Origin of the sequence: Pseudomonas sp. NA-150 (assembly GCF_044336365.1) — a bacterium.
Lineage (GTDB): Bacteria > Pseudomonadota > Gammaproteobacteria > Pseudomonadales > Pseudomonadaceae > Aquipseudomonas.
Genome location: NZ_CP172305.1, coordinates 3694883 through 3718979 on the forward strand (window position 1 = coordinate 3694883; position 24097 = coordinate 3718979).

The following is a 24097-nucleotide window of genomic DNA, read 5'->3' on the forward strand; positions in this document are numbered from 1 at the left end:
AGTCTAGAAGGAAGCTGTATTCATCTACTCACGAAAAGGATTTTCAATGCGTACTGTCTTCGCCCTACTTTTTGCCCTGGTCATCACCGGCTGCGCCCATAGCGGAAAACGCATGGATGCTGAAACGCTAAGTCTGATCGTTCCTGGCTCCACCACTAAAGAACAAATGATCCAGATGTTCGGAAATCCTCTATCTCAGGCCTATGGCACTGAGGGCAAGCTCTCGGCGGTCTGGTTCTACGTGCAAGTCGGCCCATTCGGCGCGGGCATGAAACAACAGAACCTTGCCGTCCTATTCGATCAGTCCGGCAGGGTGGAGAGATACAGCCTGGCTGATAATGTGAATGAAGAGCCCATTACCCATGCGTTGCCCACCCCGGCGCCTGCGAGTACTTCGGCGCCGTCTCAGCCTCTTGGCGAGCAAGCCTACAAAAATGAGCAGGTCCGCCAGTTGATGCAGAAAAATCTGCCCTACGACGAGTATCAACGTCAGTACAAGTCGATCATGGGGCAGTGATTAACGCGACAGTGACTGGAGAGATTATGGGCCTGAATAAACCCGAGCAAGACCTCAAGCGCGACCTTCAGGGCATCGCCTCCGACTTCAAATGGTCAGCCGTCGAGCTGATGCGGGTCGCTGAGCGGTTGAGTCTTGCCGGGAATGAGGCGGACGCCCAGGCCGTACTGAAGATGTGCGTCGTATTCCATTCGGCAGAGGATCGGCTGACAGCGTATGCCGCAGAGGTGGATACCGGGCAGATCATTCGACTAAGGTCTGAGTGAGCGTGCCGTAGCGGCATCTGGCGTAACGCGGACTGTCAGGAGGTTATCGTGGGGCTCACCAAACCGAATCAAGACCTGAGGCGCGAACTCACAGATTTATCGCTTGGCCTGGAGCAAGCCGCAAGCGAGGTGCTCAACATCACAAAGGACTGCCGAGGTGTCGAGGTAGCAGCCGTCCTAAAGCTGATTGCGAAGCTCTACGACGATGCGGATCGAATAGCGGCCCTGGCGGATGAAGTGAAGGATGGGCGGATTGTGCGGGGGATGGTTGGTTGATGTTTTGGCCGATCCCAGCCTAGGTTGTCACCCGAGAGCCACGGGTCTGATTGAATCGAAAAATCTAGGAATTGGAGTAGTATGGCATCACAGGAAGGAAAATTTATATCGCTCGAGGGTATCGAAAAGGTCCTCGACTCTTTATCAAATTTGTTTCTGGTTGTTTGGGACAAATCGCCGTTCCTTGGATCTTTTGTTATTGTTATGGGGATGCTGCTACCTTTCTGGATCGCTTTTACCTGGATGATTGCCAATAAGCCCGAAAGAGCTATTGATAAAAGGATCCAAGGCTCAAGAAAAGCAGCTAAGAAGCGGATAAAGGGCAACCCTGGAGGTAAAAAGCGATGATTTCTACCGCTCTATCAATTTTTGCTGCGGGCGCCCTCGTCCTGTATTGGGTGATTTGCAGGCGCGCTGCACTGAGACATCAGATTAAGGTGTCTGAGCTCTTAGAAGCCTACTTCCTTGACTCAAGCGTATCCGAAGAAGATAAGGACGGAGCGTATTGGACCTATCGTTTTGCTAGGTCCTGGTTCTTCATGCCAATCATGACGATTCTGGTGCCGATTTGGCTGGCTGTGAGTATCGTCCTCCGAGGTTCGGGGTACGTTCCTAAAAAAGCTTCCGCTCGGCATTCCGAAATCATTGAGTCTGCCGTCAGGATGTATGTGGCAAAAAACCCGATCACGTCTTTGCTATGCATGCCAATCTGCGTGGTGCTGGTAGCGGTACTAACAATCATTGGCATTGTGTCCAACAGATTAAAGTCTATCCCGAGCGCGTCTTCGCTTTACAGTGATGTGGCGACAGTTGCGACTCACGTCAGAAATGACGCGCGAGCACATTAGAACGCCTGCGTACTAGAGCCCGGCCCAGCGCCGGGCTTTTCGTATCTGGCTCATCCTTCCCCGCCACGCCCGCCCTCTATTCTGATGGGTACTTCGCCAGGTCATTAATTGTGACGTTTTGTCGGTACAGAAGTCTCACAGGTATGCGGCTCCTGTTGAGATCGCCATATTTTGAACTACTGGGCAGCGGAGGTCAGCATGAAGGCCAGGGCCACAGTGATATGCCGAAAGGACGATCGAATCCTTTACGTGCGCAAACCAAAGTCAAAATGGACGTTGCCCGGCGGTAAAATTGAAATAGGCGAAACGCCATTCGAGGCCGCTGTACGGGAACTCGAGGAGGAAACCGGACTGCTCGCGGACGACCTCATTTTCCTCGCTCGTTTCGAGATGGGTGACACGACGCATTTCGTGTTCATCACCTCTGTTCCTGATCGCGGAAAGCCGTTGCCTGCAAATGAAATCGCTGCTTGCACGTGGCGGCCCTGTAAAAGGTTTCGTGATATGGATTCAAGCCCAGCTACAAAAGCGATTGTGGGCGCGTTTGCTGGCGTTAAGCTCCCAGGCTGATCCCATTGAGCCAGTTAGCAGGTCTTTATGTATCTGGTCTATGCTCATCTGGTCGGATCGCCCCCCCAAAGGTTCGGCATCAGCCCGGCCCAGCGCCGGGCTTTTCGTATCTGGTCTATGCTCACCCGGTCGAACCGCTCCCCTTCGGTTTGGCACCAGCCCGCTTCGGCGGGCTTTTGTTTGTCACACCCTCACCCACCTTAACTGTCGCTGGTGAGTACCCCGTAGCTAGTACCGACACGCTGCGGTTTTGCGCTATCGCACCAGCATCAACTGCCCTACTATCGGCCGGGCTGAAGGATCAGCTACACCTGAAATGCAGAACGCCCGCCATGTCCCTCGCCATGTGCGGGCTTTTTGTTGGGCGCCAGAATGATGGCAAGGTAGAATCAGCGCTCAACTATGGAGGGGATACGCGTGCGTGGATTTGGAATTTTCGTACTTGTTATCGGGCTGATCGCAGTAGTCGGCGCGCTGAGCATGGATGTATCGGTTTCAACTGGAGTGGGCCGAGTAAATAATCTCGGGCTGATGTCAGAACGACAGAACTTCACTATGGTCGCAGGCATGGCGGTTATAGCCGGCCTGCTGATGGTGATCTTCGGCGGGAAAGCGCAAAGCTCCGCTGTCGATCAACCAGTTCGAGATTCGCGCCCCTGCCCCATCTGCGCCGAGATCATAAAAAACGCAGCCATAAAGTGCAGGCACTGCGGCGCTGATGTTGAGCCAGTCGTTTTCACGCCTGCGACCTACGAAGCCATCGATCAGACCCTTGGGCACGGCTGGACCGTACGCGTATCTACCGGCGTTCAAGCGCTTGCCGAAATACGGCAGCAGCTTGTGACGCTAGGAATGCCGATTATTGGGATGGAAAAGGACACCGTGATCACAGGACCTTTCGCTAACGAAAGGGCGGCGGTAGATGTCTCGGGAAGGATACGTGACACTCTAGGTATAGAAGGTGACCCTTACTGGATGCCACCTCCGGCAGCCTGATTGCATCAAGCTAAGGGCCCGCCACTGAGCGGGCTTTTTTGTGCCTGTCAGAAAGGCGCCTCCTCTTCTTCCCGCTCGAACGCGTCCGCTGCCTCTGTCACGCGATCATCATCCTCAAGCTTCTCCCACCTGACGGTCACCGATTCGTCGTCGTTGAACGACGTTTCCAGGCCGTCCGTTTCGGCTAGCAGCCCCATCACCTCATCCCACTCGCGGTCGCCATCCGTATCCAGGCGATGGATCGTCACCCATCGTTGAAGCTGAGCGATCGGGTGGTTGATCATTCCCGAAACACGCAGATTTAGCCGCTCTATCCCGGACAGCTCCACCCTCTCCTGCTGCTTTGGCACTCTCTGCTGCTTACCCATACTGCGCTCCATGTAAGCTGTATATATATACAGTTATTTGTCGAGCATAACCGACCATCACTTAGCGGTAAATCCCCGGTACATCCATTTTTTCGAGTCTACGAATTTCTGTACTTTTAAGATTTATGTACTTTTGGTACTTGACCACTGTGAACCGTTAGTACATATTCACTCCATCGCAACGGAGTACCGATTCAGGGACCGGCAGCGAAGGGGCTCAGCCCCGCCGCTCTTTAACAACGTACGCCATGAACGACTACGGCTCCGGCCTTAGGTCACTCCCGGCATCACCGGTGGGAGGTCAGTAAACCGATGAGACAAAACGCTGCGCCTATCCGGCGACCGGCGATCTGCCTAAAGCCGTTGAGGGGCTGAGGGCTGACGAGGGTTACCGAACCGTGTGAATGACCCGAATGGGCGCAGTAGTGACAAGACAGATTTCCTCGATGCGCTTGGCAACAGGCGCATCCGGAAAATCAATCGCCCTGGAGGGCAGCGACATGTACTACATCCAGTTCAACCAAGTAGTCACCCAGGCTCAAATGCATGGCATCAATGCTTGGAATGATGCGCCGTTTTATGCTGTGAGCTTTTCCGAGGTGACCTTCGAGTGCGAAAACGGCTCGATGATCCCGGCAACTACCCACACTTGGGATGCGGTCCGCGGCACTCACCAATCCGAGATCAACGTCAAAGCAGATCTCATCGCAGACCTGAAATCCTTCATTCCTGACTGGAAGCGCTGGGCGCTTGAAGCGTTCCGCAAAGGCGATCGGGTTGACGGCAAACGCTGCCTTGCTGAGATGCGCGACTGCCGCCAGAAGCTGAATGCGCTGACTGCATGACGGGCCTTTTCACTTCTGCACCTGGTGACGGGTGGAGCGGGAAAACAACCGGGAGTCACAGATGAAAATCAACCAACAGAAAACCGTGCAGGTGGACATCACCGAGCTACGGCTGCACATCAAGGTTTGCGACCGCTTCGAAGGAGACTTCATTGACGCTGATGGTGAAAAGGTCGGTGCGTACGAAGGCTATATACCTGGCTTCTTCCCCGGCGATCACTACGGCGACTACCTGATCCTGAACATCGACCTTGAGACGGGCCAGATCAAAAACTGGAAGAAGCCGACGGCTGAGCAGATTGAAAAGCTCATGGTTGGAGAAAGCGACGACTGAAGCATCACCTCTGTCCATTCCAAGAATGGGCAGACGGATGCGGAAGACCACTACCGCTTTGCGGCCACCTGTATCAAATCAACTGGAGAACACCATGCTCCAAATCTTCCTGATCGGCACCACGCTCAGCGAATCACGGCCAGAGCCGGATCGTGATGAGTCGGTGACAGCCGATCCCTTGCGCTACAAGCGTGAGCGCTGGCGATGTACCAACGGGGCAATATCGCTCTGGCGATAAACGTCCCGCCAAGAATCCCGTGTGTCGCAGAAAGCCTGAAGCCTGCGACCAACATCCCTACAGGCAGCGGACACCAGGGTCGTCGATGTCACCGCGCATTGGCCGAAAGGCAGGCCCACCCTACCGAAGATCGTAATCGTCCTGTTCGAATGGGCAGTTGCCCCACTGAGCGCAGGAGCCGGACAGCGTAACCGGGCCATCGCAGATGAATCGAGGGGCTATCGAAGCCAGACCTGATACGTGTCGGGAAGTGCCGACCATCTGCACCACCCTCCGAACTCTCCCCACCACCCCATCCCCAGAGCCCAACGGCAACTGTCTGTGCGCGATGGTGTGGCGGAAAGGGTTTGGACATTAACGAAGGGAGCAAGTCATGAAAACGTTCTGGCTCACGTTTCAAGGTAAGTCGGCTGGCTGCGTCGAAGCGCCAACCGAGGAAGAAGCTCGCGTAATTGGCGAGGCTGATCGCGGCACTCCAGCGCTTAGCTGTGAAGGCCTTCCATACCCGGCCAATCCCCGCATCAACAAGCACGTCGATCCGAAGTGGGGTGCTTGCCCATCGTTTTGCTACTCGCCGGGAAAGTGCAAAGGTAAATATTCCTGTCCGCAGCGTTATTCCTGCGTCGACTAAATCTTCGTCTTGAGGTCATCCCCATGTGCCGCCACGACACAGCCGTGCGCTTCATTGAGAGAGCGCTGGGCGAATACGCAACGTCGCCCTATCCCGATATGACAGCCGCAGCTGTGCAGATGGGTGTGGAACTGGCATACGCCCAGGGTGATATCAGCGACGACGAACACACCGATTACACACGGCGCCGCAAGCGCATGGTTGACCGGCACTACGCCGCACACGCACAGCGGTTTGTGTCATGAGCACCAGCTATGCGGACAGATCCCAGGGCATCGAGCTTGACCGGCGGATGGATGAATGGGGAAACCCTAAACCAGTCGTCAACGAGTTCGACGTGTTCCACCCATATGACAAGAAGGCGGTCGCCGAGCGCGAAGCTGCCTACCGCAAAGGCTTGTCGCTTCGCATTCAGGCAACTATCGCGCAGATGGAGTTGGTCTGCCCGCCAGCTCAGGGAGATTCAGCATGACGACCGCGCCGGTTAAATCGCTCATTGATGAGCAGCTCGAAGACATCAGCGCTCACAACATGCGGGACGCCTACAGCCTGGCCGAGCGTCGAGGTTACTTTGGGCCGCCGGTTGAGCAGTACGCCGAGCCAATCTATCGCGGTCGCGTCCTGCAAGTCCTGCGATTTCGGGTAAGTCAGAAGGCGTCACGCAATGCGTAATCGCCACCCCGGCATCTGCTATCGGTGTCACGGACACGTCGCTGTAGGCGCAGGGCACTTCGAGCGCCACGAAGGAAAATGGCGAACTCAGCATGCCGAATGCGCAATCAAGGCGCGAGCAGATAAACAAGTCTCTTCCGAAAACCCTCAATAAATCCAGAATTTCAAAGCTGCGTACCGACGTGGCAAGGATGAATCATGTCCGCAGAACAGAAAATCATCACCATCGACGACATCAGCAGCGAAAACGCTCCCATCATTTACGTCTCCGGCGGCCTGGACAAGTTCTTTACCGCAGTCAAGGCGGAAGTAACTGGCGAGGTGCCAGACCTCTCCACGGTCAAGGGTCGGGCTCGGATCGCATCCTTGGCGGCGAAGGTCAGCAACTCCAAGGTCGCAGTTGAGAAGCCGGGCCGGGAGTACTTGAAGCGCCTCAAGGAAATGCCGAAGACGATCGAAGTCGAGTTGGCAGCCTGGGTCAAGAAGATGGATGCCCTGCGCGACACCACTCGCAAGCCGCTGACCGACTGGGAGGCCGCCGAAACAAAGCGCAAAGACGACCACATCGACGCTATCGACCGCATGAAGGCTCATGCCGAGAATCTGGATGGCTTGATTGCCGAAGACCTGGCGGACCGTATCGTGAAGGTCGAAGCAGTTCCGATGGGTGAGCGATGGCAAGAATTCGCCGCCGACGCTGCCAGCGCCAAGGATGCCGTGCTGATCACTCTCCGCGCCGCTCACACAGCACGCCAAAAGCATGAAGCAGAACTGGCACAGATCGCCCAGTTCAACGCTGAGAAGGCCCAGCGCGAGCAGAAAGAGCGCGACGACTTGATTGCAAAGCAGGCCGCTGAGAAAGCCACTCGCGACGCAGAGGAACGGGCTCGCCTTCAACGTGAGGCTGACGCCCAGCGCATCCGCGACGATCAAGCCGCCGCCTTAAAGCGTGAAAGCGATCTGAAGCTGGCCGCCGCCGAATCTGAGCGCAAGGCTGAACAGGCCCGGCGTGAACAGGTTGAGTCCGAGCAGCGTGCTGAGCAAGACCGCAAGGCAGCTGTTGAGCGCCAGGCGCAGGCAGTCGAGCGGGCTCGCTTGGACGAGATCGCCAAACAAAGCGCCGCCGCCGACGAGGTTATCCGGCAGCAGAACCTGCGCGAAGCCGACAAGGCGCACAAAGCCAAGATCAACCGCGCCGCACTGGAAGCGTTCGTCAAAGGCGGAATGCCCGAGGCTTGCGCAAAACAGGCCGTCATCCTCATCGCCACTCACGCCATCCCAGCGGTAGCGATCACCTACTGAGGCAGCCATGAACGCAACTCCACAATTGGCCGCTCAGTTCGACTGGATGACGGTCGGCGCATTCATGCCCGAGCAGTTCGATGGCGATGAGCGCAAAGAGTACGAAGACGAAGCCCGCCGCATTGAACGGCAGTGGGACAACCAACCGAATTGAGGTAAGCACCATGTTCAAGAAAGCCGAACGCAAGCAGGCCAAGCTACGGCTGGCACTTGCCGGGCCGTCTGGTTCAGGAAAAACCTACTCCGCTTTGCTTCTGGCCACGGGCCTTGGTGGCCGTATAGCAGTGATCGACACCGAGCACGGGAGCGCATCCCTGTACGCAGACATCGCCGACTTTGATGCGATGGAGTTGCATGCCCCCTACTCGCCCGAGCGCTACATTGAGGCGATCATCGCCGCAGAGCAGTCCGGTTATGAAACCCTGATCATCGACAGCTACTCGCATGAGTGGACTGGCTCAGGGGGATGCCTGGAGCAGAACGAAACTGTCGCCCACCAGAAGTTTCGGGGCAACACATGGGCGGCCTGGAACGAGACCACGCCGCGCCATCGGAAGCTGACAGATAAGATTCTCACCAGCTCACTGCACATCATTTGCACCATGCGCAGCAAGACTGAGACGGTCCAGGGTGAAGGCAAAAAGATCCTCAAATTGGGCATGAAGTCCGAGCAGCGCGACGGCACCGATTACGAGTTTACCGTGGTGCTGGATCTCACTCACGACGGCCACACCGCCACGGCCAGCAAGGACCGAACAAAGCTGTTTGACCAGCCTGAGTTAATCGGTGAAGACACCGGCAAGCGCCTGCTGGCTTGGCTGAATTCTGGCGTGAGTCCGGAAGAGCGCGCCAAGGAGTTGCTGGTGGACGCCATTGCCGACATTGCCAGAGCACCTGATATGGCAGCCCTTGAGTCTGCCTACAACGCCGGGCGCGCCATCGTAGCTGGCTTCGATAGCCTCAAGCCAAGCTTGGTCGCCGCCAAGGAAATTCGAAAGGCACAACTGAGCAAAGCGAGGCAGTCAGCATGAGATGGGACGCCCACCGGGCCGCTGAGCCCGCCGTCGCTGAATCCCTACGGCAGTACGTCGATACCGGCGTATTTGCCGCAGCCAAAGCCCTGCATCGCTCAACCCGATCCATCAACCGCATCGCCGCCGAGCACGGCATTCAGTTCTCGACCCAGACACCGGAGACGATGCGGGCACGCCGTGAATCGCGCGACCGGATGGCGGCACAGGTCGCAGCGCTGGCCGGCGCGCACAGTCAGCGCGAGATCTGCGCCCAGCTCGGAATCACCCGGGCAGTTCTGCGCGAGATCGCCGAAACCCACTGCATCGACATCAACAGTCGCTCCAAAGGAGCCTAAATGGACCCTCTCATTCAAGAAGGCGCTCAGCGCCAATCAGAACTGGAGGCGGCGAAAGCTGCCTTTCTTTTGTCTGGCGGATCGATTCTGCTGATCGCCACCGGCGTCGGCCAGGGCAATTCCAGTGCGCTGACCAAGCAAGAGTCCTTCGCTCAGCGCAAAGGTTCGAAGAAAGGCCGCGACAACCAGTCAGCAGACCTCAAGCGAAAGCGCGAACTGCTGGCTCAGTCGGTGCGCTACTGCATCGAGGTGCAGGGCATGACCGTGACCGACACGGCCGCAGCAGTCGGGATCAACGCAACGATGGTCGCGACCGTGAAGAAAGAGTTCGGAATCAGCAAGCCATGCGCCGCGTAAACACCACCGTCCGCCGCCGCAAGCGCGCCCACATCGATCTCCCGCCCAGCGGAGTGAAACAACATGCTGATTCAACCTACCAGCTACCGGATGACAGTAGAGGACGCGATCCTCTGCCTGATTCTGGCGTATCGCATTCACGGCACTGAGACTGGGGTGATTGCTGCTGCGTACCGGGCGCGTGACCTGGTGCGGATCGAATGCCGGCCGACGTTCACGCGGATCATCCGCTGCGGCGCGGTGCTGGTATGGGTTGAGAATTATTTGAAAGTGATCGAGGTGTGAGATGGCAGTCGAGCAGAAAGACCGATCAGCGAAGACTGCGGCGAGGCGAAAGACTCGCGGCGAGGAAGAGTTGCGGCACCGAGTCATGCCTGGTGAGAAAGCCTGGCTGCTGGAGTTGATGGAGTGGACCGAAGACAAGGAGCAAGCATCAGTAATGGCCGGCTGCCTACGGCATGTCCATTCACTGGGCCGTGAAGGCGCCCGCGAGGCGCTTAGATTGCGCCACGAAATAATGATTAACGAAAACGTGGCGCGCAAATTAGATCTCGCCTATCAGCGCGAATCGCTGCGCATCTGCCACGACGAATAACCCCTACCTATTTCGCTGCATCCGGTCACGGAGGGCGGCGCCTGCATTGGAGAACACCATGGGAATTCCTGCGAACGCCCTCAGTGATGAGGAGCTAATCCACTATGCGGGCATTGACGAGGATGCCCGGCAGGAAATGGCGCGGCGCTCGATTGAGCATCGAGGTACATACCTGGACGAGATCAACGTGCTCAAGGGTGAAATTGAAGACCTCGAGGCGCAGATCGAAGACGCCGAAAGCGAAAGCTCTGCTGCGGACGACATGCAATAATGCATCCAGCGGGTGTTTGATCTTCAGAAAAGCTACGAAGGCATGGACCAGGGCGAAGCCTTCGAAGCAATCGAAACCGCTATCGCCGAAATGTCAGACTTCGCGCGCTAATCCATCCCCACTTATTGCGCTGAGTTAGCACTCAGCGATGAGGATGAATGATCAATCAGATTTCGGCGTGGCCTTTATCGAGTTAAAAGTTTGCTCGACCATTTTTTCGCCGAACTCTCCCATACTAGAATACATCGTACGAAGAAATAAGATTGTATTAATTGCCGCTCCAACCAGACGCCAATCGCACGTATTAAAAGTGCACCCAACTAAAGAAATAGGCCCCTCGCCTCCATACTCGATAGCACAAGAGTTAAAAGTACAATCTTCGTAAATTCCATGATCGATTCTGATGACTTGCCCTGAAAAAGTGCACCTAGCAAATTTATTCATCAAAAAACCCTCGAACTTTAACTTCACTATTTATCTGATTACGAAGAGAAACAGACATCTTGTTCGCCTTGTGATAACCATCATCTGATTGAAAATCACTTGGTGCATAAAGTACGCTGCTATTCCAATTCAGCGTTATAAAAAAAGTCAACACCAGCAAGCTTGGAAATAACATCAAGAACCAAATATAAATTGATTGTACTGCCTCATTTATAAAAGGAAGCACAGTAGTGGAACTAACCTCTACAATTCCTGCAAATATCGCAATGATTGTAAGTGGGTTTTTTATTGTGCCAAATCCGCTCACAGGCATCTCCATTTTAGGCAGCCGACCTCAAAAAACGCGCCCCAATTCGGCTTGCGTGGCTAGGAAGCCATCAGCCTAAACACCTCGGGAGGTCTGATCCCGAATTGTAAGACATCCTGAAAGCAAATACCCCACTTCCACCCCAATTGCCACCACCGGATACGGAGGGTGGCGCCTACCTGAGGTTCTCGCAATGCCAGTAGTCCACAGCATAATCCACAAGATCGACAAGAAGCCTGATGGCAGCCCGGCCGTTCTTTTCCTCAACGGCTCGGAGCAGGTAGAGAGCCAGGCGCGTGACGACCTGATGAGCCAATTCAACGAAAGCTACAACGCCACCGCCGGCAAAGGCTGGGGTTTCTTCCATGCCGAATCTGGTGCACATCCTCTCAGCGGTTGGCTCAGCAAATACCTGGCCAGCTCCACGGACTTCATTGAGTTCAGCACAGTCACAGTCGAGCACCTAACCAGGCTGATGGAAGAATCCAACCTGACAACCGGCGGGCACGCCCTCTTCTGCCACTACCAGCAGGGTCTGACCGAATACTTGGTTATTGCCCTGGTGCAGGAAACGGAAGCGGTGACCATGACGGAAGAGCTCAGCCTGATGACAGTCAGGCGCTTGGATCTGGATCACATCCGTCTGGCGGCACGCATCAACCTGAGCGAGTGGAAGAACAACCCCAAGTCGCGCCAGTACATCTCATACATCAAAGGCAAACAGGGTCGAAAAATCAACGAGTACTTCCGCGACTTCATCGGCTGCCAAGAAGGGATCGACGGCCCGGGCGAAACCCGGACGTTGCTCAAGGCATTCAGCGATTTCGTTGAAAGCGAAGACCTTGGTGAAGAGTCTGCCCGCGAGAAAACCCACACCCTTGTCAGCTATTCGATGGCCCAGGCCAAGTTAGGTGAGCCGATCACCCTGGACGAGCTATCGGAGCTGATCAATGGAGACCAGCCCAAAGCGTTCACTGACTTCATCAAGGCTGCCGACTACGGGCTTTCCGACACTTTGCCGCCGGACAAAAAGACCCTGAACAAATTCCGGCGCTTCACCGGCCGCGCCGAGGGTCTGTCGATCAGCTTCGAGCAGCACCTACTCGGCTCGAAGATCGAGTTTGACGAAGCTGGCGGCACGTTGACTCTGCGTGGCCTGCCAACTCAGCTCACCGAGCAGCTTAAACGAGCCGTCGGCTGACTCCCCGCGACCGCCATGCCCTTTGATGATGGTGCGCTGGCTGTGCAGCGACTACCCGATGCGGGAAGCAATGTGGTTGAGATAGTTGACTGCCTCAGACTTTTGCTCTGGGCCTCCAGGGCCATCACTTCCCAGCAGTGACCCTTGGGCCTTTTCGATCAGATAGCTTTTTGGAGCCCCTGATGTGCTGTTCAGAACGGCGATCAATAGGTGTTCCAGTGCGTCTACTTGTGCCTGATTGCTCATCTCACTCTCCTTGATCCGGCTCCATGCCGGGCCTTAACCAATAGCCCACAACCATCAATCACGCCACCCAGCATCGCGTGGTCGAGCCTTCACTCGAGAACACCATGGACAAAAACACGAAGATCTTGATCCCGGAAATCTCCGGGGGATGGACTGAACGCCTGCGCTCGGGGAAAACGAACATCTGGAACGCTTGCAGCCACGACAGGCCGCATCGCAACGGGCTGCCCGAAGTGCGGCTTGATCCCCCTGAGGTTGGGCTTTACGCTGAGCGCATCGACGCCGTCTGGTACTGGGTCTCGGGCTGCGCCAAGTGCAACAAAAGCGGCGAGAAATACAGCTATTCGGTTTGCGATAAGCACAACGCTTGCCGATTGTGCAGTACCCACCGATCAAAGCTGACGGAGACCCCATGGGGCCACCCTGACGGCTTCACCTGCAAGCCCTGTCAGGATGCTGAAGACGCAAAGGACAAAGCTGCAGCGCTGGCCAAGGTTGCGGAGAGCGACTACGACGAGTGGGATTACCGTAACCAGGACGAATGCAAGTGCCCGCACTGTGCCACGGTGATTCACATTGAAGCCGAGGATTACGGCGACAAGAACATGGAATGCGACACCTGCGGCGGCCAGTTCGAACTGACCACCGAATACTCAGCTTCCTTCACGACGAAGGTGATCGGCGAACGGATCATCGCCTAACTCACCCTTATCTGTTGCGCCAAACGAAATAGCTAGGAACACCCCTCACAGGTCGCTGGATCCTCGCTACAGCATGCATATAACGCAACATATCCTGCCACCCGCCTGTTGATTCTCAATGTAGAACCCTTGGCCGCAGATAGCGGATCAAAATAGCGTGTTCCATCAAACGCAATCCAATGCTTAAAAAGATTTTTAGTTTCGACGTATATAGCTGCCAGACCCACTCTGCTTGGCATCTTCCTTCCGCTGACGACATGAAAGCCCGGCATCAGCTCTTCCAGTGCCGCTTTCATTTGAGGAATAGTCATGTTGTCTGTTCCTCGCCTGAGCCATCTATCACGATTCGGCTCAACCAAATCCATCGCCGACCTGAAATCTTTTTCTCGTCGCAGCATCGCGATTACAGCAACACCACACCCTGTGGCATCCGACGGTTGCTTGATCATTCTCACCGTGCACCTACTCCAATCGATCAAATGGCGTTTTTAACCCATCCCTCTCCTCCGGGAAGTCGGACAAATACCCCAATTCAAACGATAACGCCACCTAGGCGAGGATTTCATGACGATCACCGCACCGGTTATCCGCTACCACGGTGCCAAGTTCAGACTTGCGCCGTGGGTGCTGCAACACTTCCCACCGCACACCTGCTACGTCGAGTCGTTCGGTGGAGCAGCGGGTGTGCTGATGCAGAAAGCAAGATCCTACGCGGAGGTGTACAACGACCTCGATGGCGACATCGTGAACCTTTTCCGCGTCCTGCAGGATCCTGCGACGCGATCGGGACTTACGGAGCGACTGGTGTTTACGCCCTACTCCCGAGAGGAGTTCGAATTATCGTGGGAGCCGAGCACCGATCCGATCGAACGAGCCAGGCGCACTATCATCCGGGCCCAGATGGGTTTCGGCTCAGCCGGCGCGACCAAGGGCGTTACCGGGTTTCGCATCGACACCAAGCGCCAGTACGGCACCGCCCAGTCACTCTGGGCTGAATATCCCGACTCCATCGCGGAAGTGGGCCAACGCCTCACCGGTGTTCTTATCGAGAATCGGCCCGCGATCGAGGTCATCAAGGCGCACGACGAGGCGGCGACACTTCACTATGTAGATCCGCCCTATGTGCATGACACTCGATATAAGGGAGCATCTAGCGGGCGGTACTACCGGCACGAAATGAACGACGGTGAGCACAGGGCGCTGCTGAATGTTTTGCTCGAGCTAGAAGGAATGGTGGTGTTGTCCGGATACCCAAGCGAGCTTTACAGCGAGCTGCTGCCTGATTGGACTTGCTACAGCACATCGGCCCGGATATCCGCCGGGCGCGGCACCGCCAACCGAACTGAATGCATCTGGATCAACCCTGCCTGTGTCGATCGGGTAAGTCAGATCGGCTTGGATCTCGGCGAGCGAGCCTGACCTTCCCTCACCTATTGCGCTGAACGCCGTCCAGCCATTACGGCTTTGCTGCAAGCAGATGGTCGATGAGCTTCTCGGCAACCCTCTTCCCGCCCTCAACAGCAGCATCAAACGAAGCGCATATCTCGCGCACGAATACCGCATCAACTGGGTTCTTTGGATGGTCGACCACTATCCGAAGCTCGACTGAGATTTGATCCTCAAAGTCCTCACAGGTGAAAGTGATCGTAGCCTCTACGTCTCGATACCTGTGATGAACTCGCCATGGTTTGTCCGTCAGGGTCATGTCGGTCTCCTTTCCGGCTCCGTGCTGGGTCCTAATCAATAGTCCACTTCAACACATCACGCCAGTCCGGCTATCGCGGGCGGCTGCCTGGAAGAAAATATGACCTCATTCAAAAAGCAATCGCTGACCAGTCAGCCGTTGAGCCTCGGCCTGCCCTTTCAGAAAGAGCTGGTCGTAGACCTGTTCGCCGGTGGCGGCGGCGCCAGCACCGGCATTGCCCGTGCGTACCGCGACCCCGATGTCGCCGTAAACCATAACCAGATCGCCTTGGCTGTACACAGAGCCAATCACCCGACCACGGATCATTACGTCGCCGATGTCTTCGAGGTTGATCCGGCACTGGCAACTGGTGGCCAGCCCGTCGGCATCTTGTGGGCCTCGCCGGACTGCAAGCACTTCAGCAAGGCCAAGGGCGGTGCTCCGCGTGATCGTGGCGTACGCGGCCTGGCATGGGTCGTGATTCGCTGGGTGTTCGTTACTCGCCCACGGCTTCTGTTCCTTGAGAACGTCGAAGAGTTCTGCGACTGGGGTCCGATCGATGACGATGGCCAGCCGATAAAGTCGGAACGCGGTCGCACATTCAAGTCGTTCATTGCCGCGCTGAGCACCGGCCTGGTTGCCGATCACCCGGACATGCCAGAGATTCAGGCAGCCATTGGCGAGTTCGTGCCGACGGCCGCATTGGTTCGTGGGCTGGGGTACAACGTCGAATGGCAGGAGCGTATCGCCGCCAACGCCGGCGCACCAACGATTCGCAAACGTCTTTACCTGGTAGCGCGCAGTGATGGTCAGCCCATCGTCTGGCCAGCGCCAGCCCGACATAAGGCGCCAACAGGCAAGCAATTGCCTTGGCGAACTGCGGCAGAATGCATCGACTGGAGCAATCTCGGAAAGACGATCTTCCGCGACAAGCCGATGGCCGCGAATACCATGCGCCGGGTTGCCAAAGGGCTTTGGCGCCACGTTCTTAACAGCTCTAAGCCGTTCATTGTGCCGATGCGCGGGACGTCCCAGGCGCACACCAGCACTCACGGGGCAGACGAAGCGTTATCAACTATCAGCGCGGGCGGCACGCACCACGCGCTGGTACAGCCGGTGACAACGCCATTCCTCACTGAATGCGCCAACGGCTCGTCGCAGCGCAACTTCGACGTCAAGGAGCCGCTACGCACTCAGGTTGCTCAGGTGAAAGGCGGCCACTTCGCAGTAGTCGCCGGCCACCTCACCCACCTTACTCATCACGGCGACCGGAGCGGTTACTCGCTGGACGAGTCAGTGCGCACCGTGACCGGCGCCAACCGTGGGGAACAGGCACTGGTGGCCGCACATCTGACAGCGTTCGGTCAGAACGCCATCGGTGGCACGCCGAGCGATCCGCTGCAAACTGTTCTGGCAGGTGCTGCGCGACACGGCGTCGTTTCCGCCTTCTTCGAACAAGCGAACGGTGGCTTCTACACCGGCGACGGCCGCGCCGCAGAAACACCGCTATCAACCATCTGCCAGTCAGGTGCCAACCAGCGACTGGTGAACGCCTACCTGGTGAAGTACTACGGCAACGAGAAGGACGGCATTCCGCTGACTGAGCCGATGCATACCCTGCCGACAAAGGACCGGGTTGCTTTGATCGAAACCGTGCAAGTGCCGGACACCCTCACGCCGGAGCAGATGGAAGGCGCACGCCGCTGCGCTGCCTTCATGCATGAGTTCCTGCCGGAGCACTTCAAAGACCCAGCCGAAATGGTGCTGGTCGGCGGCTATGTGCTGGTGGATATCACGCTGCGCATGTTGCAGCCGCCAGAACTGAAGAAAGCCCAGGGCTTCCCCGACAGTTACATCATCGACCGCGGGCTGTTCGTCGATCCGGTGACCGGCGCCGAAGAGTGGCGACCTGTCAACAAGACGGACCAGGTGAAGCTGATCGGAAATAGCGTCTGTCCGGATGAAGCTGCCGCGCTTGTCGCTGCCAACGCTGCCGAACTAATCGACCTATATCGGAGACTCGCCGCTTAGCCAATCCTCACCTACTGCGCTGAACTCTTAGGACAAATTACCAATGTCAGGTCGCCAGCAAGACGACTACGGAGCCGAATAGGGGTTAGGTGTGAGAAATAAATGCGCCAACTACCATCAGGCCGTTTTTCTGATTCTGTCTTGTAAATGCCGACCTCGCTTTCCGTGATCTTTGCGGCCACTGCGATTTCTTTATGCGTTGGTTTTTTATCCATCACGCTCTCCAATTTCACAGTGCTTTACCGAGCGATAAGCAATAGCCCAGAACCATTAGTCTCGCCAGCCCGAGGGAGCGCAAAGCAGTGATCAGACAACAAATCACCGCAAATGCTTGTTGCCGGACGTGTAATCGCCCCACTCCCTGCTCGCATTGATCAATGCATCTCGGTAGCGGTCATGTTCGGCCCAGTCCTCACTACTAGACGGATATGGCGTCGATTCAAGGTGCTTCCTGAATGCACCGTACGCATCAGCCAGCTTCTGCTCCAGGCGCTTGGATTCTGCACGGTATTCGCCACTCATATCGTTTCTCCCTGCGGCTTCATGTCGGGTCATAACGAATAGTCCAATCAAACAAATCACGCCAGTCCGGCTATCGCGGGCGGCTGCCGGCAACAAATTACCCTTTTCTGGAATAACTTTTCCGCCCTCGGCGAGGTATCACCAATGCCCACAGAAAACAAACTGGTGCTCAAGCAGCAGCGCACCGAGCACGTCAATCAGGTGATCCGGATCATCGCTGATCACGGGCGCCGGTTCTTCTACAGCCAGGCGAGCAACCGCTACGCCAGTATGGAAGTCGATCTACGCGGAAAGGTCTGGTTTATCGACGACTACAGCGGAAAGCGGATATTCACGCACGAAACGGTCTGGGGTGGTCGCTGGAAGGGATTCACTCATGGCGGCACGCTGCGAGATTTGATCAAGGCGTTCCGGGATTACATCCGCACGGGTGAGCCCCTGCACCCTGGCTATCTCGGACCTGAGCGGTTCGATGACAGCAACATTTGGGGTTACGACGAGGCAGGTATGAAAGATGTGCGCGAACAAGCTGGCGTCATTCCTGTCTTCCGCCAGCAAGTCTCGGAGGCCGCATGACCTACCTACACCTAAACCTCAATCGCCTCTACTCCCTATTCCCCGGCAACGAACTCAGGCCATTCAGTGGGCCTAGCCGGTTTGTGAGTGATGAAGAGTTGCGTAACCCTGATATCTGGAGAGCGGTATGAATCAGGAAATTTGGACGCCAGAAGAACAAGCAGCGTTCGCGGACTTCATGAAAAAGCAGTTCCCGAACGAACTGGACAGTTTCGCAACGATGTCGCTTGGATCGGCTTGGAAGGATGGGCAGGCACACCGTGCCCCGCCGCAACCCGACCATAGCGCGCAGCATCCCTCCTGCAAAACCTGCCACGGTCAGGGCGAAGTGCCCACTGGACGAATGAACTACTTCGGTGAGTGGCAGCCACCTGAGTGTGAGATGGCGACATGCCCTGAATGTGATGGACAGCCAACCAATGCTGTGCAGGGGGATGTGCAGGCGACTACACCCGCTATCGACCTTGATGCTGCTGCCAAGGTGATGGCGGAATGTCTGGATTACCCATGGGCACACATGCCTGAGCAGGGCAGGCAATCAATGCGCGAGCACGCGAAGAAAGTTATCGACGCAGCCCTATCCGCCAACGCAGAGCGAACCAAATGCGAATCCTGCGGCGACTGGGGCCACATCGAAACCGAAGACAATGCCCATGACTGTCCTGAGTGCGGGCCGAGCGTGATTGAACGGGCTGTCGAGGCTGGAGTGATGAACGCGCCAGAAAAGACCGAATGTTCACGATGCAAGACCCTTCAGGCTATCGGGAATTTCGAATTTCCATGTAAAAAATGCGGCAATGCAGTCCGTGAGCCAATCAAGCAGAAAGTCTGCATCGAATGCGATCAGCCCTACTGCCTTGGCGTCTGCGTAGAGCGTGGTGATGAGCATTACGACCGTGATCATGCTGCGAAGGGTGGCGACGATGCGTAAAACTCCCGAAATGATGGATGCAACTCGCAAGCGGAATTCCGACCAGCTCGCTGAAGCACCGCAAAACTGCCGACACGAATGGATTGATGACGGGATGTTCACGCTTGTGTGCGCGCATTGTGGAGCAGAAGAGCGTCAGCCTCCTGAAGAGGGTAGCGATCATGAGTAGCGTGAAGCGCTGGTTCGCCCATTGGTACATGGATGAAATGGTCGAATCTGCTACCGGAGATTATATCCAAGTCATCGACTACGACGCCGCTATGGCGCGCGAAACAGCCCTGCAGGAGCGCCTGACCACGGCAGACCAGCGCATCGATGATCTGGAAACGCAGATGGCCGAGTTAGTCAGCGCCGTCAGATCAATCAATTACGGTCGAGCACATCAGATCAAAGCGCCTGGCGACGATGAGCCGCAGTACAGGCAGCGCAAAGAATGGATTGATTGGGTCTTAGGTCTTTGTGATGAGGCATCCGCCAGCACAGAGCCAACCAAGGACAGCGACTGGCACATGAACCCTTGCAAGCTGGGGCATCGCGATGTCGGCGCCGCCATGGGCATCGCCCACTGCTACCAATGCGACGAGAAGATCACGGCTGCCACCACGCAAGAAGCTTTCGAGCAGTGGAACGCTACACACCCGGCAGGCGCAGGGCCAGGCAAGCCCTCGGAACTCGGATTGACGTGCAATCAAATCCGCGAGGAACGGGGCCTGCCGATCTGCAAGCCATGCATAACCTGCAACAACGGCGCCTGCATCGACAAATAACCTCTGATTTGACCCCTTCCCTCTATCACCCCTGCCTATGTGGCGAGAGGAGTATTGCTGTGTCTGAAATAACACTGATCCAATCCGCCGAAGTCGTTCGCGACGAAAATGGTATGTGGCAGCACCCGGACATGCCTGACTTCGACGAAGGTGACGGCGACAAGTGCAAGGCGTGGTTCGCCGAGCAGGGTCTGGAGGTGATGATGGACAGCCTGGAGTACGCCAGTCCGGAAATTGCCGATCGCTACTTCGAATCAAACGACCCAGATTGCAGCTATTGGGAGCCTGACCGGCCAGATGGTGAGGGCTGGTACTGCTTGGCGATTCACGACACCGACGATGGTCCCGTTTGCTGGTGGGCTAGACGGGTGACAACCCCATGATCGCCCTCGCCTGGTTCGCCTACGTGTACTGCTACAGGGGACCGAAGTGATCCGAGAGAAGTGTCCACCCCGCCAGTTGCTCAGGGACGAGCTGATTAGGCTGCAACTGGCGGAGCAGACATTAAAACGTTAGTTCTAGTTTTTTAGCGCGTCGCCCTCGTAACAAATTAAATACTCCTACCTCATAAAAGAGCCTGCCGTACGGCAGACGAAGGAACAGTCATGTTCGAAACAAGCGAGGTGTCGCGCATCAAGCGCTTCGCCGCAAACACGGCTGGAAAGGATTTCGCGGTCGGGGACATTCATGGATTTTTTACCCGGTTACAGGCCGCACTCGACGCCGCCGGCTTCGACCCAGCAGTTGACCGGTTATTCAGCGTCGGCGACCTCATTGACCGTGGGCCTGAGAGTGAGGCGGTCATTGATTGGCTGGCCAAGCCTTGGTTTCACGCCGTACAGGGTGACCACGAGGATATGGCTATTCGACAGACGCAAGCCGGCCGCAGAGACACGACCAACTACAGGCAGAACGGTGGAGCGTGGTTTCTGGCGCTCGACTGGGACAGGCAGCAGGAAATCGTTGTCGTCCTCAGGGATCTGCCAATAGCCATTGAGGTGGAAACCGCCAAAGGCCTGGTCGCCATTGCCCATGCTGATTGCCCGGCGCAGAGCTGGAACATGCTGAGGGAATGCCTTGAAGGCCGAGCGCCTGGTCTTCAATACGTCATTGAAGGCTGCCAATGGTCGAGGGATCGAATCATCAACGGTAATGCCGCAGGGGTCACTGATGTGCGCGCGGTGGTCGTCGGTCATACGCCTCTGCGCGAACCGCTGGTGCTGGGCAACGTGCACCATATCGACACTGGCGGTTGGAAGGACGACGGGTATTTCACCTTGTTGGATCTGGCGACGCTGAAACCACTCAACCCCGCGTAAGCCCCAGACGGGGGAAGAGGTATCAAATGAGTATTATCGAGTTTCTCAGCCACGACGAAGTCTGCGAGTTGACTGGCGCGCGGACCAAAGACAGACAAATTGCAAATCTGAAGAGAAACGGCATCCGTCACACTATCAAGGTGAACGGCTGGCCGAGCGTCACCACGGCAGCACTGACAGCCGTCGGCGTTGTTCCTGATAAAGAAAAATGGCAACCACGTAAGGCGGGATGATATGGGCAGACGTCCGAGCAATCCGGGCTCAATCGCTCGCCTCCGGGAAAGGAAGAAGACGAGCGGAACCACCTATTACTACTACGACGCAGGAGGCAGTCCGCGCAAAGAGATTCCTCTAGGCTCCGACTATGGGCTGGCGATAATGAAGTACGCAGAGTTTGAGCGGGATCGCACATCGAGTTCGTTGGTGGCAAGCGTGATCACGTTCCGGTACGTCGCCGAGAAGTATGTGGTTAATGTCGTACCCAGCAAGGCGTCTTCGACGCAGAAGGACAATAAGCGCGAGCTGAAAAATCTGATGGCCTTTTTTGATGACCCGCCTGCCCCGCTCGACTCAATCCAGCCTCAGCACGTCCGGCAGTACCTCACCTGGCGAAAAAGCGCCCCTGTTCGCGCAAACCGGGAAAAGGCGTTGCTGAGTCATATCTGGAATTACGCAAGGGATGTTGGCTACACGGCTCTCGCTAACCCATGCCAGGGAATCAAGGGTAACAAGGAGACTGGGCGTAACGTCTACGTCGAGGACGAGCTGTTCAAACTGGTTTACGAAAAGGCTGAGGCTGGGCTCAAGGATGCAATGGATTTGGCGTACCTGACCGGTCAGCGAGTGACAGACACCAGGCTGTTGGATGAGCGCGATATCAGAAGCGGCGAGATATGGATTACCCAAGGGAAAACGAAAGCAAAGCGAAGGATTCAAATTATCGGTGAGCTGGCAACGCTTATAGAGCGCATTAAACTGAGAAAGGCCGTCTTCAAGGTTCGCTCAACCCAGTTGATCGTCGATGAGAGTGGTAGAGGAATGACCTACTCGATGCTTCGGAACCGATTCGATGATGCGCGGACTGCTGCTGGCATCGATAAAGCAGCGTTTCAGTTCCGTGATCTGCGGGCTAAAGCGGGTACAGACAAAGCCGAATCAAGCGGCGATATCGTCATGGCGAGGGATCAGCTGGGGCATACGAGTGTAGTGATGACGGAGAAGTATGTGCGCGACAGAAAGGGGAAAAAAGTCACTCCGACAAGGTGACTAACAGCCTAAATTCCGGTCCGCAACGTTTTCCAACCTATTGAAAGCGTTGATGAAAATTGCTTGTAATTTGAGTAATTTGCGGACCGAAAAACTGCCTGAAAGCCACGGTTTTACTGGTGCCGAACAGGGACTTAAAATCCCTCGTTCGTAAGGACGTGCCGGTTCGACCCCGGCTTCGGGCACCATATACACCTGTAAAATCAGGTACTTGAGAGGGTCTCTACGGAGGCCTTTTTTTGTGCCCACGATATTGTCCCCATGGGCACTTTTGCAATCAATGCTGAATAAGGTCTATCAACATCGGAGGCTTATGAGGAAGGGATGACCTGCCCTAGCCCTGAGCGGCAAGAACCATCGCCCGGAGCAGTACGGCACAACCAGCAGCCAGATCCTCAGGCGTGGCGTTTTCTATTTCGTTATGGCTGATCCCTCCTTCGCAGGGTACGAAGATCATCCCTGCGGGGCCCAGTTCAGCGATGAAGATAGCGTCGTGGCCAGCACCGCTGACGATGTCCATGTGGCTTAGGCCCAGTTGCTCTGCGCCTTGGCGCACGGCGTCAACACAGCTGCTGGCGAAGTCCAATGGTGGGAAGTCAGCAGTCGGAGTGAGTTCATAGGTCAACCCGTTGTCTGCGCACGTCTGGTCTATCACCCGTTGCAGGTCATCGACCATCGCTTGCAGTTTGTCGCTGTGCAGATGACGGAAATCGATGGTCATCTTCACTTCGCCGGGGATCACATTACGCGATCCGGGATGAAGGTTCAGGCACCCTACCGTCCCGCAGGCATGAGGCTGGCTGGCTTTGGCGATCCGATTGACAGCCGTCACCACATCCGCCGCGCCGACAAGGGCGTCCTTGCGCAGTGACATCGGCGTAGGGCCGGCATGGGCCTCAACGCCGCTCAACGTCAGGTCGAACCATTTCTGGCCCAGGCAACCCATGACCACACCAATGGTCTTGCGCTGGTCTTCGAGAATCGGCCCCTGCTCGATATGCGCTTCAAAATAAGCGCCCACAGGATGACCCAGTACCGGGCGACTCCCGGCATAGCCAATACGTTGCAGCTCTTCACCCACCACAAGCCCCTGCTCGTCGCATTTGGCGAGGGTTTCGGCAAGGTCGAGTTTCCCGGCGAATACCCCCGAACCCATCATGCACGGCGGGAAGCGCGAGCCTTCTTCGTTGGTCCACACGACCACTTCGATGGGCGCGTCGGTTTCCAGGTCAAGGTCATTCAGGGTGCGGATGACTTCCAGGCCAGCCATGACCCCAAAGCAACCGTCGAACTTGCCGCCGGTGGGTTGGGTGTCGATGTGGCTGCCGGTCATCACCGGTGCCCGCGTCGAATTTCGACCGGCCCTGCGAGCAAAAATGTTGCCGATCGCATCGACCGTCACGACGCAGCCGGCTTCTTCGCACCACTTGACGAACAGGTCACGGGCCTGACGGTCCAGGTCAGTCAAGGCCAGGCGGCAGACGCCACCTTTGACCGTTGCGCCCAGTTGCGCGAGGTCCATCAGCGATTGCCAGAGGCGTTGGCTATTGATCAGGGGTGCGCGGGTGTCGAAGGGGCTCAGGGGAATAAAAGGCGTGTTCATCAGGTGTCTCCAGTCCAGGCTGTGTGAAAACTACTGCGCTCGGC

39 protein-coding genes and 1 tRNA gene are annotated in these 24097 nt (G+C 56.4%); 33 read left to right on the top strand and 7 right to left on the bottom strand.

Annotated features, from left to right (window positions below; translation table 11 throughout):
• Window positions 1–46: 46 nt before the first annotated feature.
• The 6 genes from bamE (at window position 47) to ACF0H7_RS17515 (ending at window position 3473) form a co-directional block, all read left to right on the top strand.
• The gene (bamE, locus tag ACF0H7_RS17490) at window positions 47–517 is read left to right on the top strand and encodes an outer membrane protein assembly factor BamE (RefSeq protein WP_397448162.1); all 471 of its coding nucleotides are present in this window, start codon (window positions 47–49) and stop codon (window positions 515–517) included.
• Between the two features lie 26 nt (window positions 518–543).
• Complete coding sequence (locus ACF0H7_RS17495; protein ID WP_397448163.1) at window positions 544–783, top strand: hypothetical protein; 240 nt, start codon at window positions 544–546, stop codon at window positions 781–783.
• A gap of 48 nt (window positions 784–831) precedes the next feature.
• The gene (locus tag ACF0H7_RS17500) at window positions 832–1059 is read left to right on the top strand and encodes a hypothetical protein (protein ID WP_397448164.1); all 228 of its coding nucleotides are present in this window, start codon (window positions 832–834) and stop codon (window positions 1057–1059) included.
• Window positions 1060–1140: 81 nt separating this feature from the next.
• Window positions 1141–1407 (top strand): hypothetical protein, encoded by a 267-nt coding sequence (locus ACF0H7_RS17505; RefSeq protein ID WP_397448165.1) that lies wholly within the window; start codon window positions 1141–1143, stop codon window positions 1405–1407.
• Between the two features lie 698 nt (window positions 1408–2105).
• Window positions 2106–2477, top strand: a complete 372-nt coding sequence (locus tag ACF0H7_RS17510; RefSeq protein ID WP_397448166.1) for an NUDIX hydrolase — start codon at window positions 2106–2108, stop codon at window positions 2475–2477.
• 417 nt (window positions 2478–2894) lie between these two features.
• Window positions 2895–3473, top strand: coding sequence for a hypothetical protein (locus ACF0H7_RS17515; RefSeq protein WP_397448167.1), 579 nt, complete (start codon window positions 2895–2897; stop codon window positions 3471–3473).
• A gap of 47 nt (window positions 3474–3520) precedes the next feature.
• Here ACF0H7_RS17515 and ACF0H7_RS17520 read toward each other — a convergent pair whose 3' ends face one another.
• The gene (locus ACF0H7_RS17520; RefSeq protein ID WP_397448168.1) at window positions 3521–3841 is read right to left on the bottom strand and encodes a DUF1654 domain-containing protein; all 321 of its coding nucleotides are present in this window, start codon (window positions 3839–3841) and stop codon (window positions 3521–3523) included.
• 404 nt (window positions 3842–4245) lie between these two features.
• Between ACF0H7_RS17520 and ACF0H7_RS17525 the strand changes: the two genes are divergently transcribed.
• The 15 genes from ACF0H7_RS17525 (at window position 4246) to ACF0H7_RS17595 (ending at window position 10455) form a co-directional block, all read left to right on the top strand.
• Entirely contained in the window at window positions 4246–4686 is a 441-nt protein-coding gene (locus tag ACF0H7_RS17525) for a hypothetical protein (protein ID WP_397448169.1), read from the top strand.
• A 61-nt stretch (window positions 4687–4747) separates the two neighbouring features.
• Entirely contained in the window at window positions 4748–5020 is a 273-nt protein-coding gene (locus tag ACF0H7_RS17530; protein ID WP_397448170.1) for a hypothetical protein, read from the top strand.
• A gap of 94 nt (window positions 5021–5114) precedes the next feature.
• Window positions 5115–5258, top strand: a complete 144-nt coding sequence (locus tag ACF0H7_RS17535; protein WP_397448171.1) for a hypothetical protein — start codon at window positions 5115–5117, stop codon at window positions 5256–5258.
• 373 nt (window positions 5259–5631) lie between these two features.
• On the top strand, window positions 5632–5889 hold the full coding sequence (locus ACF0H7_RS17540) for a hypothetical protein (protein ID WP_397448172.1): 258 nt from the start codon (window positions 5632–5634) through the stop codon (window positions 5887–5889).
• A 23-nt stretch (window positions 5890–5912) separates the two neighbouring features.
• A complete protein-coding gene (locus tag ACF0H7_RS17545) occupies window positions 5913–6134 on the top strand; it encodes a hypothetical protein (RefSeq protein ID WP_397448173.1) in 222 nt (73 codons plus the stop codon).
• A complete protein-coding gene (locus ACF0H7_RS17550; RefSeq protein WP_397448174.1) occupies window positions 6131–6361 on the top strand; it encodes a hypothetical protein in 231 nt (76 codons plus the stop codon). Before ACF0H7_RS17545 ends, ACF0H7_RS17550 begins: the two co-directional genes overlap by 4 nt.
• On the top strand, window positions 6358–6561 hold the full coding sequence (locus ACF0H7_RS17555; RefSeq protein ID WP_397448175.1) for a hypothetical protein: 204 nt from the start codon (window positions 6358–6360) through the stop codon (window positions 6559–6561). The genes ACF0H7_RS17550 and ACF0H7_RS17555 overlap by 4 nt, the downstream gene beginning before the upstream one ends.
• A gap of 198 nt (window positions 6562–6759) precedes the next feature.
• Window positions 6760–7863: a hypothetical protein gene (locus tag ACF0H7_RS17560; protein ID WP_397448176.1), complete on the top strand. Its 1104-nt coding sequence runs from the start codon at window positions 6760–6762 to the stop codon at window positions 7861–7863.
• A gap of 7 nt (window positions 7864–7870) precedes the next feature.
• Complete coding sequence (locus ACF0H7_RS17565; protein ID WP_397448177.1) at window positions 7871–8017, top strand: hypothetical protein; 147 nt, start codon at window positions 7871–7873, stop codon at window positions 8015–8017.
• A 10-nt stretch (window positions 8018–8027) separates the two neighbouring features.
• Window positions 8028–8894 carry an ATP-binding protein gene (locus ACF0H7_RS17570; RefSeq protein ID WP_397448178.1) on the top strand — a complete coding sequence of 289 codons (867 nt, stop codon included), beginning with the start codon at window positions 8028–8030 and terminating at the stop codon, window positions 8892–8894.
• Complete coding sequence (locus ACF0H7_RS17575; protein WP_397448179.1) at window positions 8891–9232, top strand: hypothetical protein; 342 nt, start codon at window positions 8891–8893, stop codon at window positions 9230–9232. The genes ACF0H7_RS17570 and ACF0H7_RS17575 overlap by 4 nt, the downstream gene beginning before the upstream one ends.
• Window positions 9233–9589 carry a hypothetical protein gene (locus ACF0H7_RS17580; RefSeq protein ID WP_397448180.1) on the top strand — a complete coding sequence of 119 codons (357 nt, stop codon included), beginning with the start codon at window positions 9233–9235 and terminating at the stop codon, window positions 9587–9589.
• 63 nt (window positions 9590–9652) lie between these two features.
• Entirely contained in the window at window positions 9653–9874 is a 222-nt protein-coding gene (locus ACF0H7_RS17585; protein ID WP_397448181.1) for a hypothetical protein, read from the top strand.
• A 1-nt stretch (window position 9875) separates the two neighbouring features.
• Window positions 9876–10184 carry a hypothetical protein gene (locus ACF0H7_RS17590; RefSeq protein WP_397448182.1) on the top strand — a complete coding sequence of 103 codons (309 nt, stop codon included), beginning with the start codon at window positions 9876–9878 and terminating at the stop codon, window positions 10182–10184.
• A gap of 58 nt (window positions 10185–10242) precedes the next feature.
• Window positions 10243–10455: a hypothetical protein gene (locus ACF0H7_RS17595; RefSeq protein ID WP_397448183.1), complete on the top strand. Its 213-nt coding sequence runs from the start codon at window positions 10243–10245 to the stop codon at window positions 10453–10455.
• A 436-nt stretch (window positions 10456–10891) separates the two neighbouring features.
• On the opposite strand, the gene ACF0H7_RS17600 is transcribed toward ACF0H7_RS17595, so the two are convergent.
• Window positions 10892–11206, bottom strand: coding sequence for a hypothetical protein (locus ACF0H7_RS17600; protein WP_397448184.1), 315 nt, complete (start codon window positions 11204–11206; stop codon window positions 10892–10894).
• 193 nt (window positions 11207–11399) lie between these two features.
• Between ACF0H7_RS17600 and yejK the strand changes: the two genes are divergently transcribed.
• A complete protein-coding gene (gene yejK, locus ACF0H7_RS17605; RefSeq protein WP_397448185.1) occupies window positions 11400–12407 on the top strand; it encodes a nucleoid-associated protein YejK in 1008 nt (335 codons plus the stop codon).
• Between the two features lie 51 nt (window positions 12408–12458).
• Here yejK and ACF0H7_RS17610 read toward each other — a convergent pair whose 3' ends face one another.
• A complete protein-coding gene (locus ACF0H7_RS17610; RefSeq protein ID WP_397448186.1) occupies window positions 12459–12653 on the bottom strand; it encodes a hypothetical protein in 195 nt (64 codons plus the stop codon).
• Between the two features lie 104 nt (window positions 12654–12757).
• On the opposite strand from ACF0H7_RS17610, the gene ACF0H7_RS17615 reads away from it, so the two are divergent.
• Window positions 12758–13354 (top strand): hypothetical protein, encoded by a 597-nt coding sequence (locus ACF0H7_RS17615; protein WP_397448187.1) that lies wholly within the window; start codon window positions 12758–12760, stop codon window positions 13352–13354.
• Window positions 13355–13386: 32 nt separating this feature from the next.
• Here the strand turns inward: ACF0H7_RS17615 and ACF0H7_RS17620 are convergent, their stop codons facing one another.
• Complete coding sequence (locus ACF0H7_RS17620; protein ID WP_397448188.1) at window positions 13387–13803, bottom strand: hypothetical protein; 417 nt, start codon at window positions 13801–13803, stop codon at window positions 13387–13389.
• 115 nt (window positions 13804–13918) lie between these two features.
• Between ACF0H7_RS17620 and ACF0H7_RS17625 the strand changes: the two genes are divergently transcribed.
• Complete coding sequence (locus ACF0H7_RS17625; RefSeq protein WP_397448189.1) at window positions 13919–14773, top strand: DNA adenine methylase; 855 nt, start codon at window positions 13919–13921, stop codon at window positions 14771–14773.
• A gap of 37 nt (window positions 14774–14810) precedes the next feature.
• On the opposite strand, the gene ACF0H7_RS17630 is transcribed toward ACF0H7_RS17625, so the two are convergent.
• Window positions 14811–15059 (bottom strand): hypothetical protein, encoded by a 249-nt coding sequence (locus ACF0H7_RS17630; RefSeq protein ID WP_397448190.1) that lies wholly within the window; start codon window positions 15057–15059, stop codon window positions 14811–14813.
• 99 nt (window positions 15060–15158) lie between these two features.
• Between ACF0H7_RS17630 and ACF0H7_RS17635 the strand changes: the two genes are divergently transcribed.
• Window positions 15159–17069 (top strand): DNA cytosine methyltransferase, encoded by a 1911-nt coding sequence (locus tag ACF0H7_RS17635; protein ID WP_397448191.1) that lies wholly within the window; start codon window positions 15159–15161, stop codon window positions 17067–17069.
• A 318-nt stretch (window positions 17070–17387) separates the two neighbouring features.
• On the opposite strand, the gene ACF0H7_RS17640 is transcribed toward ACF0H7_RS17635, so the two are convergent.
• Window positions 17388–17591: a hypothetical protein gene (locus ACF0H7_RS17640; protein WP_397448192.1), complete on the bottom strand. Its 204-nt coding sequence runs from the start codon at window positions 17589–17591 to the stop codon at window positions 17388–17390.
• A gap of 144 nt (window positions 17592–17735) precedes the next feature.
• On the opposite strand from ACF0H7_RS17640, the gene ACF0H7_RS17645 reads away from it, so the two are divergent.
• The 8 genes from ACF0H7_RS17645 to ACF0H7_RS17680 all read left to right on the top strand — a co-directional run bounded on the left by ACF0H7_RS17645 (window position 17736) and on the right by ACF0H7_RS17680 (window position 22638).
• A complete protein-coding gene (locus ACF0H7_RS17645) occupies window positions 17736–18167 on the top strand; it encodes a hypothetical protein (protein WP_397448193.1) in 432 nt (143 codons plus the stop codon).
• Between the two features lie 127 nt (window positions 18168–18294).
• On the top strand, window positions 18295–19098 hold the full coding sequence (locus ACF0H7_RS17650; RefSeq protein ID WP_397448194.1) for a hypothetical protein: 804 nt from the start codon (window positions 18295–18297) through the stop codon (window positions 19096–19098).
• A gap of 17 nt (window positions 19099–19115) precedes the next feature.
• Complete coding sequence (locus ACF0H7_RS17655) at window positions 19116–19865, top strand: hypothetical protein (protein WP_397448195.1); 750 nt, start codon at window positions 19116–19118, stop codon at window positions 19863–19865.
• A gap of 113 nt (window positions 19866–19978) precedes the next feature.
• Window positions 19979–20248, top strand: coding sequence for a hypothetical protein (locus tag ACF0H7_RS17660; RefSeq protein ID WP_397453932.1), 270 nt, complete (start codon window positions 19979–19981; stop codon window positions 20246–20248).
• Window positions 20249–20470: 222 nt separating this feature from the next.
• Window positions 20471–21184, top strand: coding sequence for a metallophosphoesterase (locus ACF0H7_RS17665; RefSeq protein ID WP_397448196.1), 714 nt, complete (start codon window positions 20471–20473; stop codon window positions 21182–21184).
• Window positions 21185–21210: 26 nt separating this feature from the next.
• Window positions 21211–21417, top strand: coding sequence for a DUF4224 domain-containing protein (locus ACF0H7_RS17670; RefSeq protein WP_397448197.1), 207 nt, complete (start codon window positions 21211–21213; stop codon window positions 21415–21417).
• A 1-nt stretch (window position 21418) separates the two neighbouring features.
• Window positions 21419–22450 (top strand): tyrosine-type recombinase/integrase, encoded by a 1032-nt coding sequence (locus ACF0H7_RS17675; protein ID WP_397448198.1) that lies wholly within the window; start codon window positions 21419–21421, stop codon window positions 22448–22450.
• A gap of 96 nt (window positions 22451–22546) precedes the next feature.
• Window positions 22547–22638, top strand: a tRNA-Leu gene (locus ACF0H7_RS17680).
• A 146-nt stretch (window positions 22639–22784) separates the two neighbouring features.
• Here the strand turns inward: ACF0H7_RS17680 and ACF0H7_RS17685 are convergent.
• Entirely contained in the window at window positions 22785–24053 is a 1269-nt protein-coding gene (locus tag ACF0H7_RS17685; RefSeq protein WP_397448199.1) for a Zn-dependent hydrolase, read from the bottom strand.
• Window positions 24054–24097: the final 44 nt, after the last annotated feature.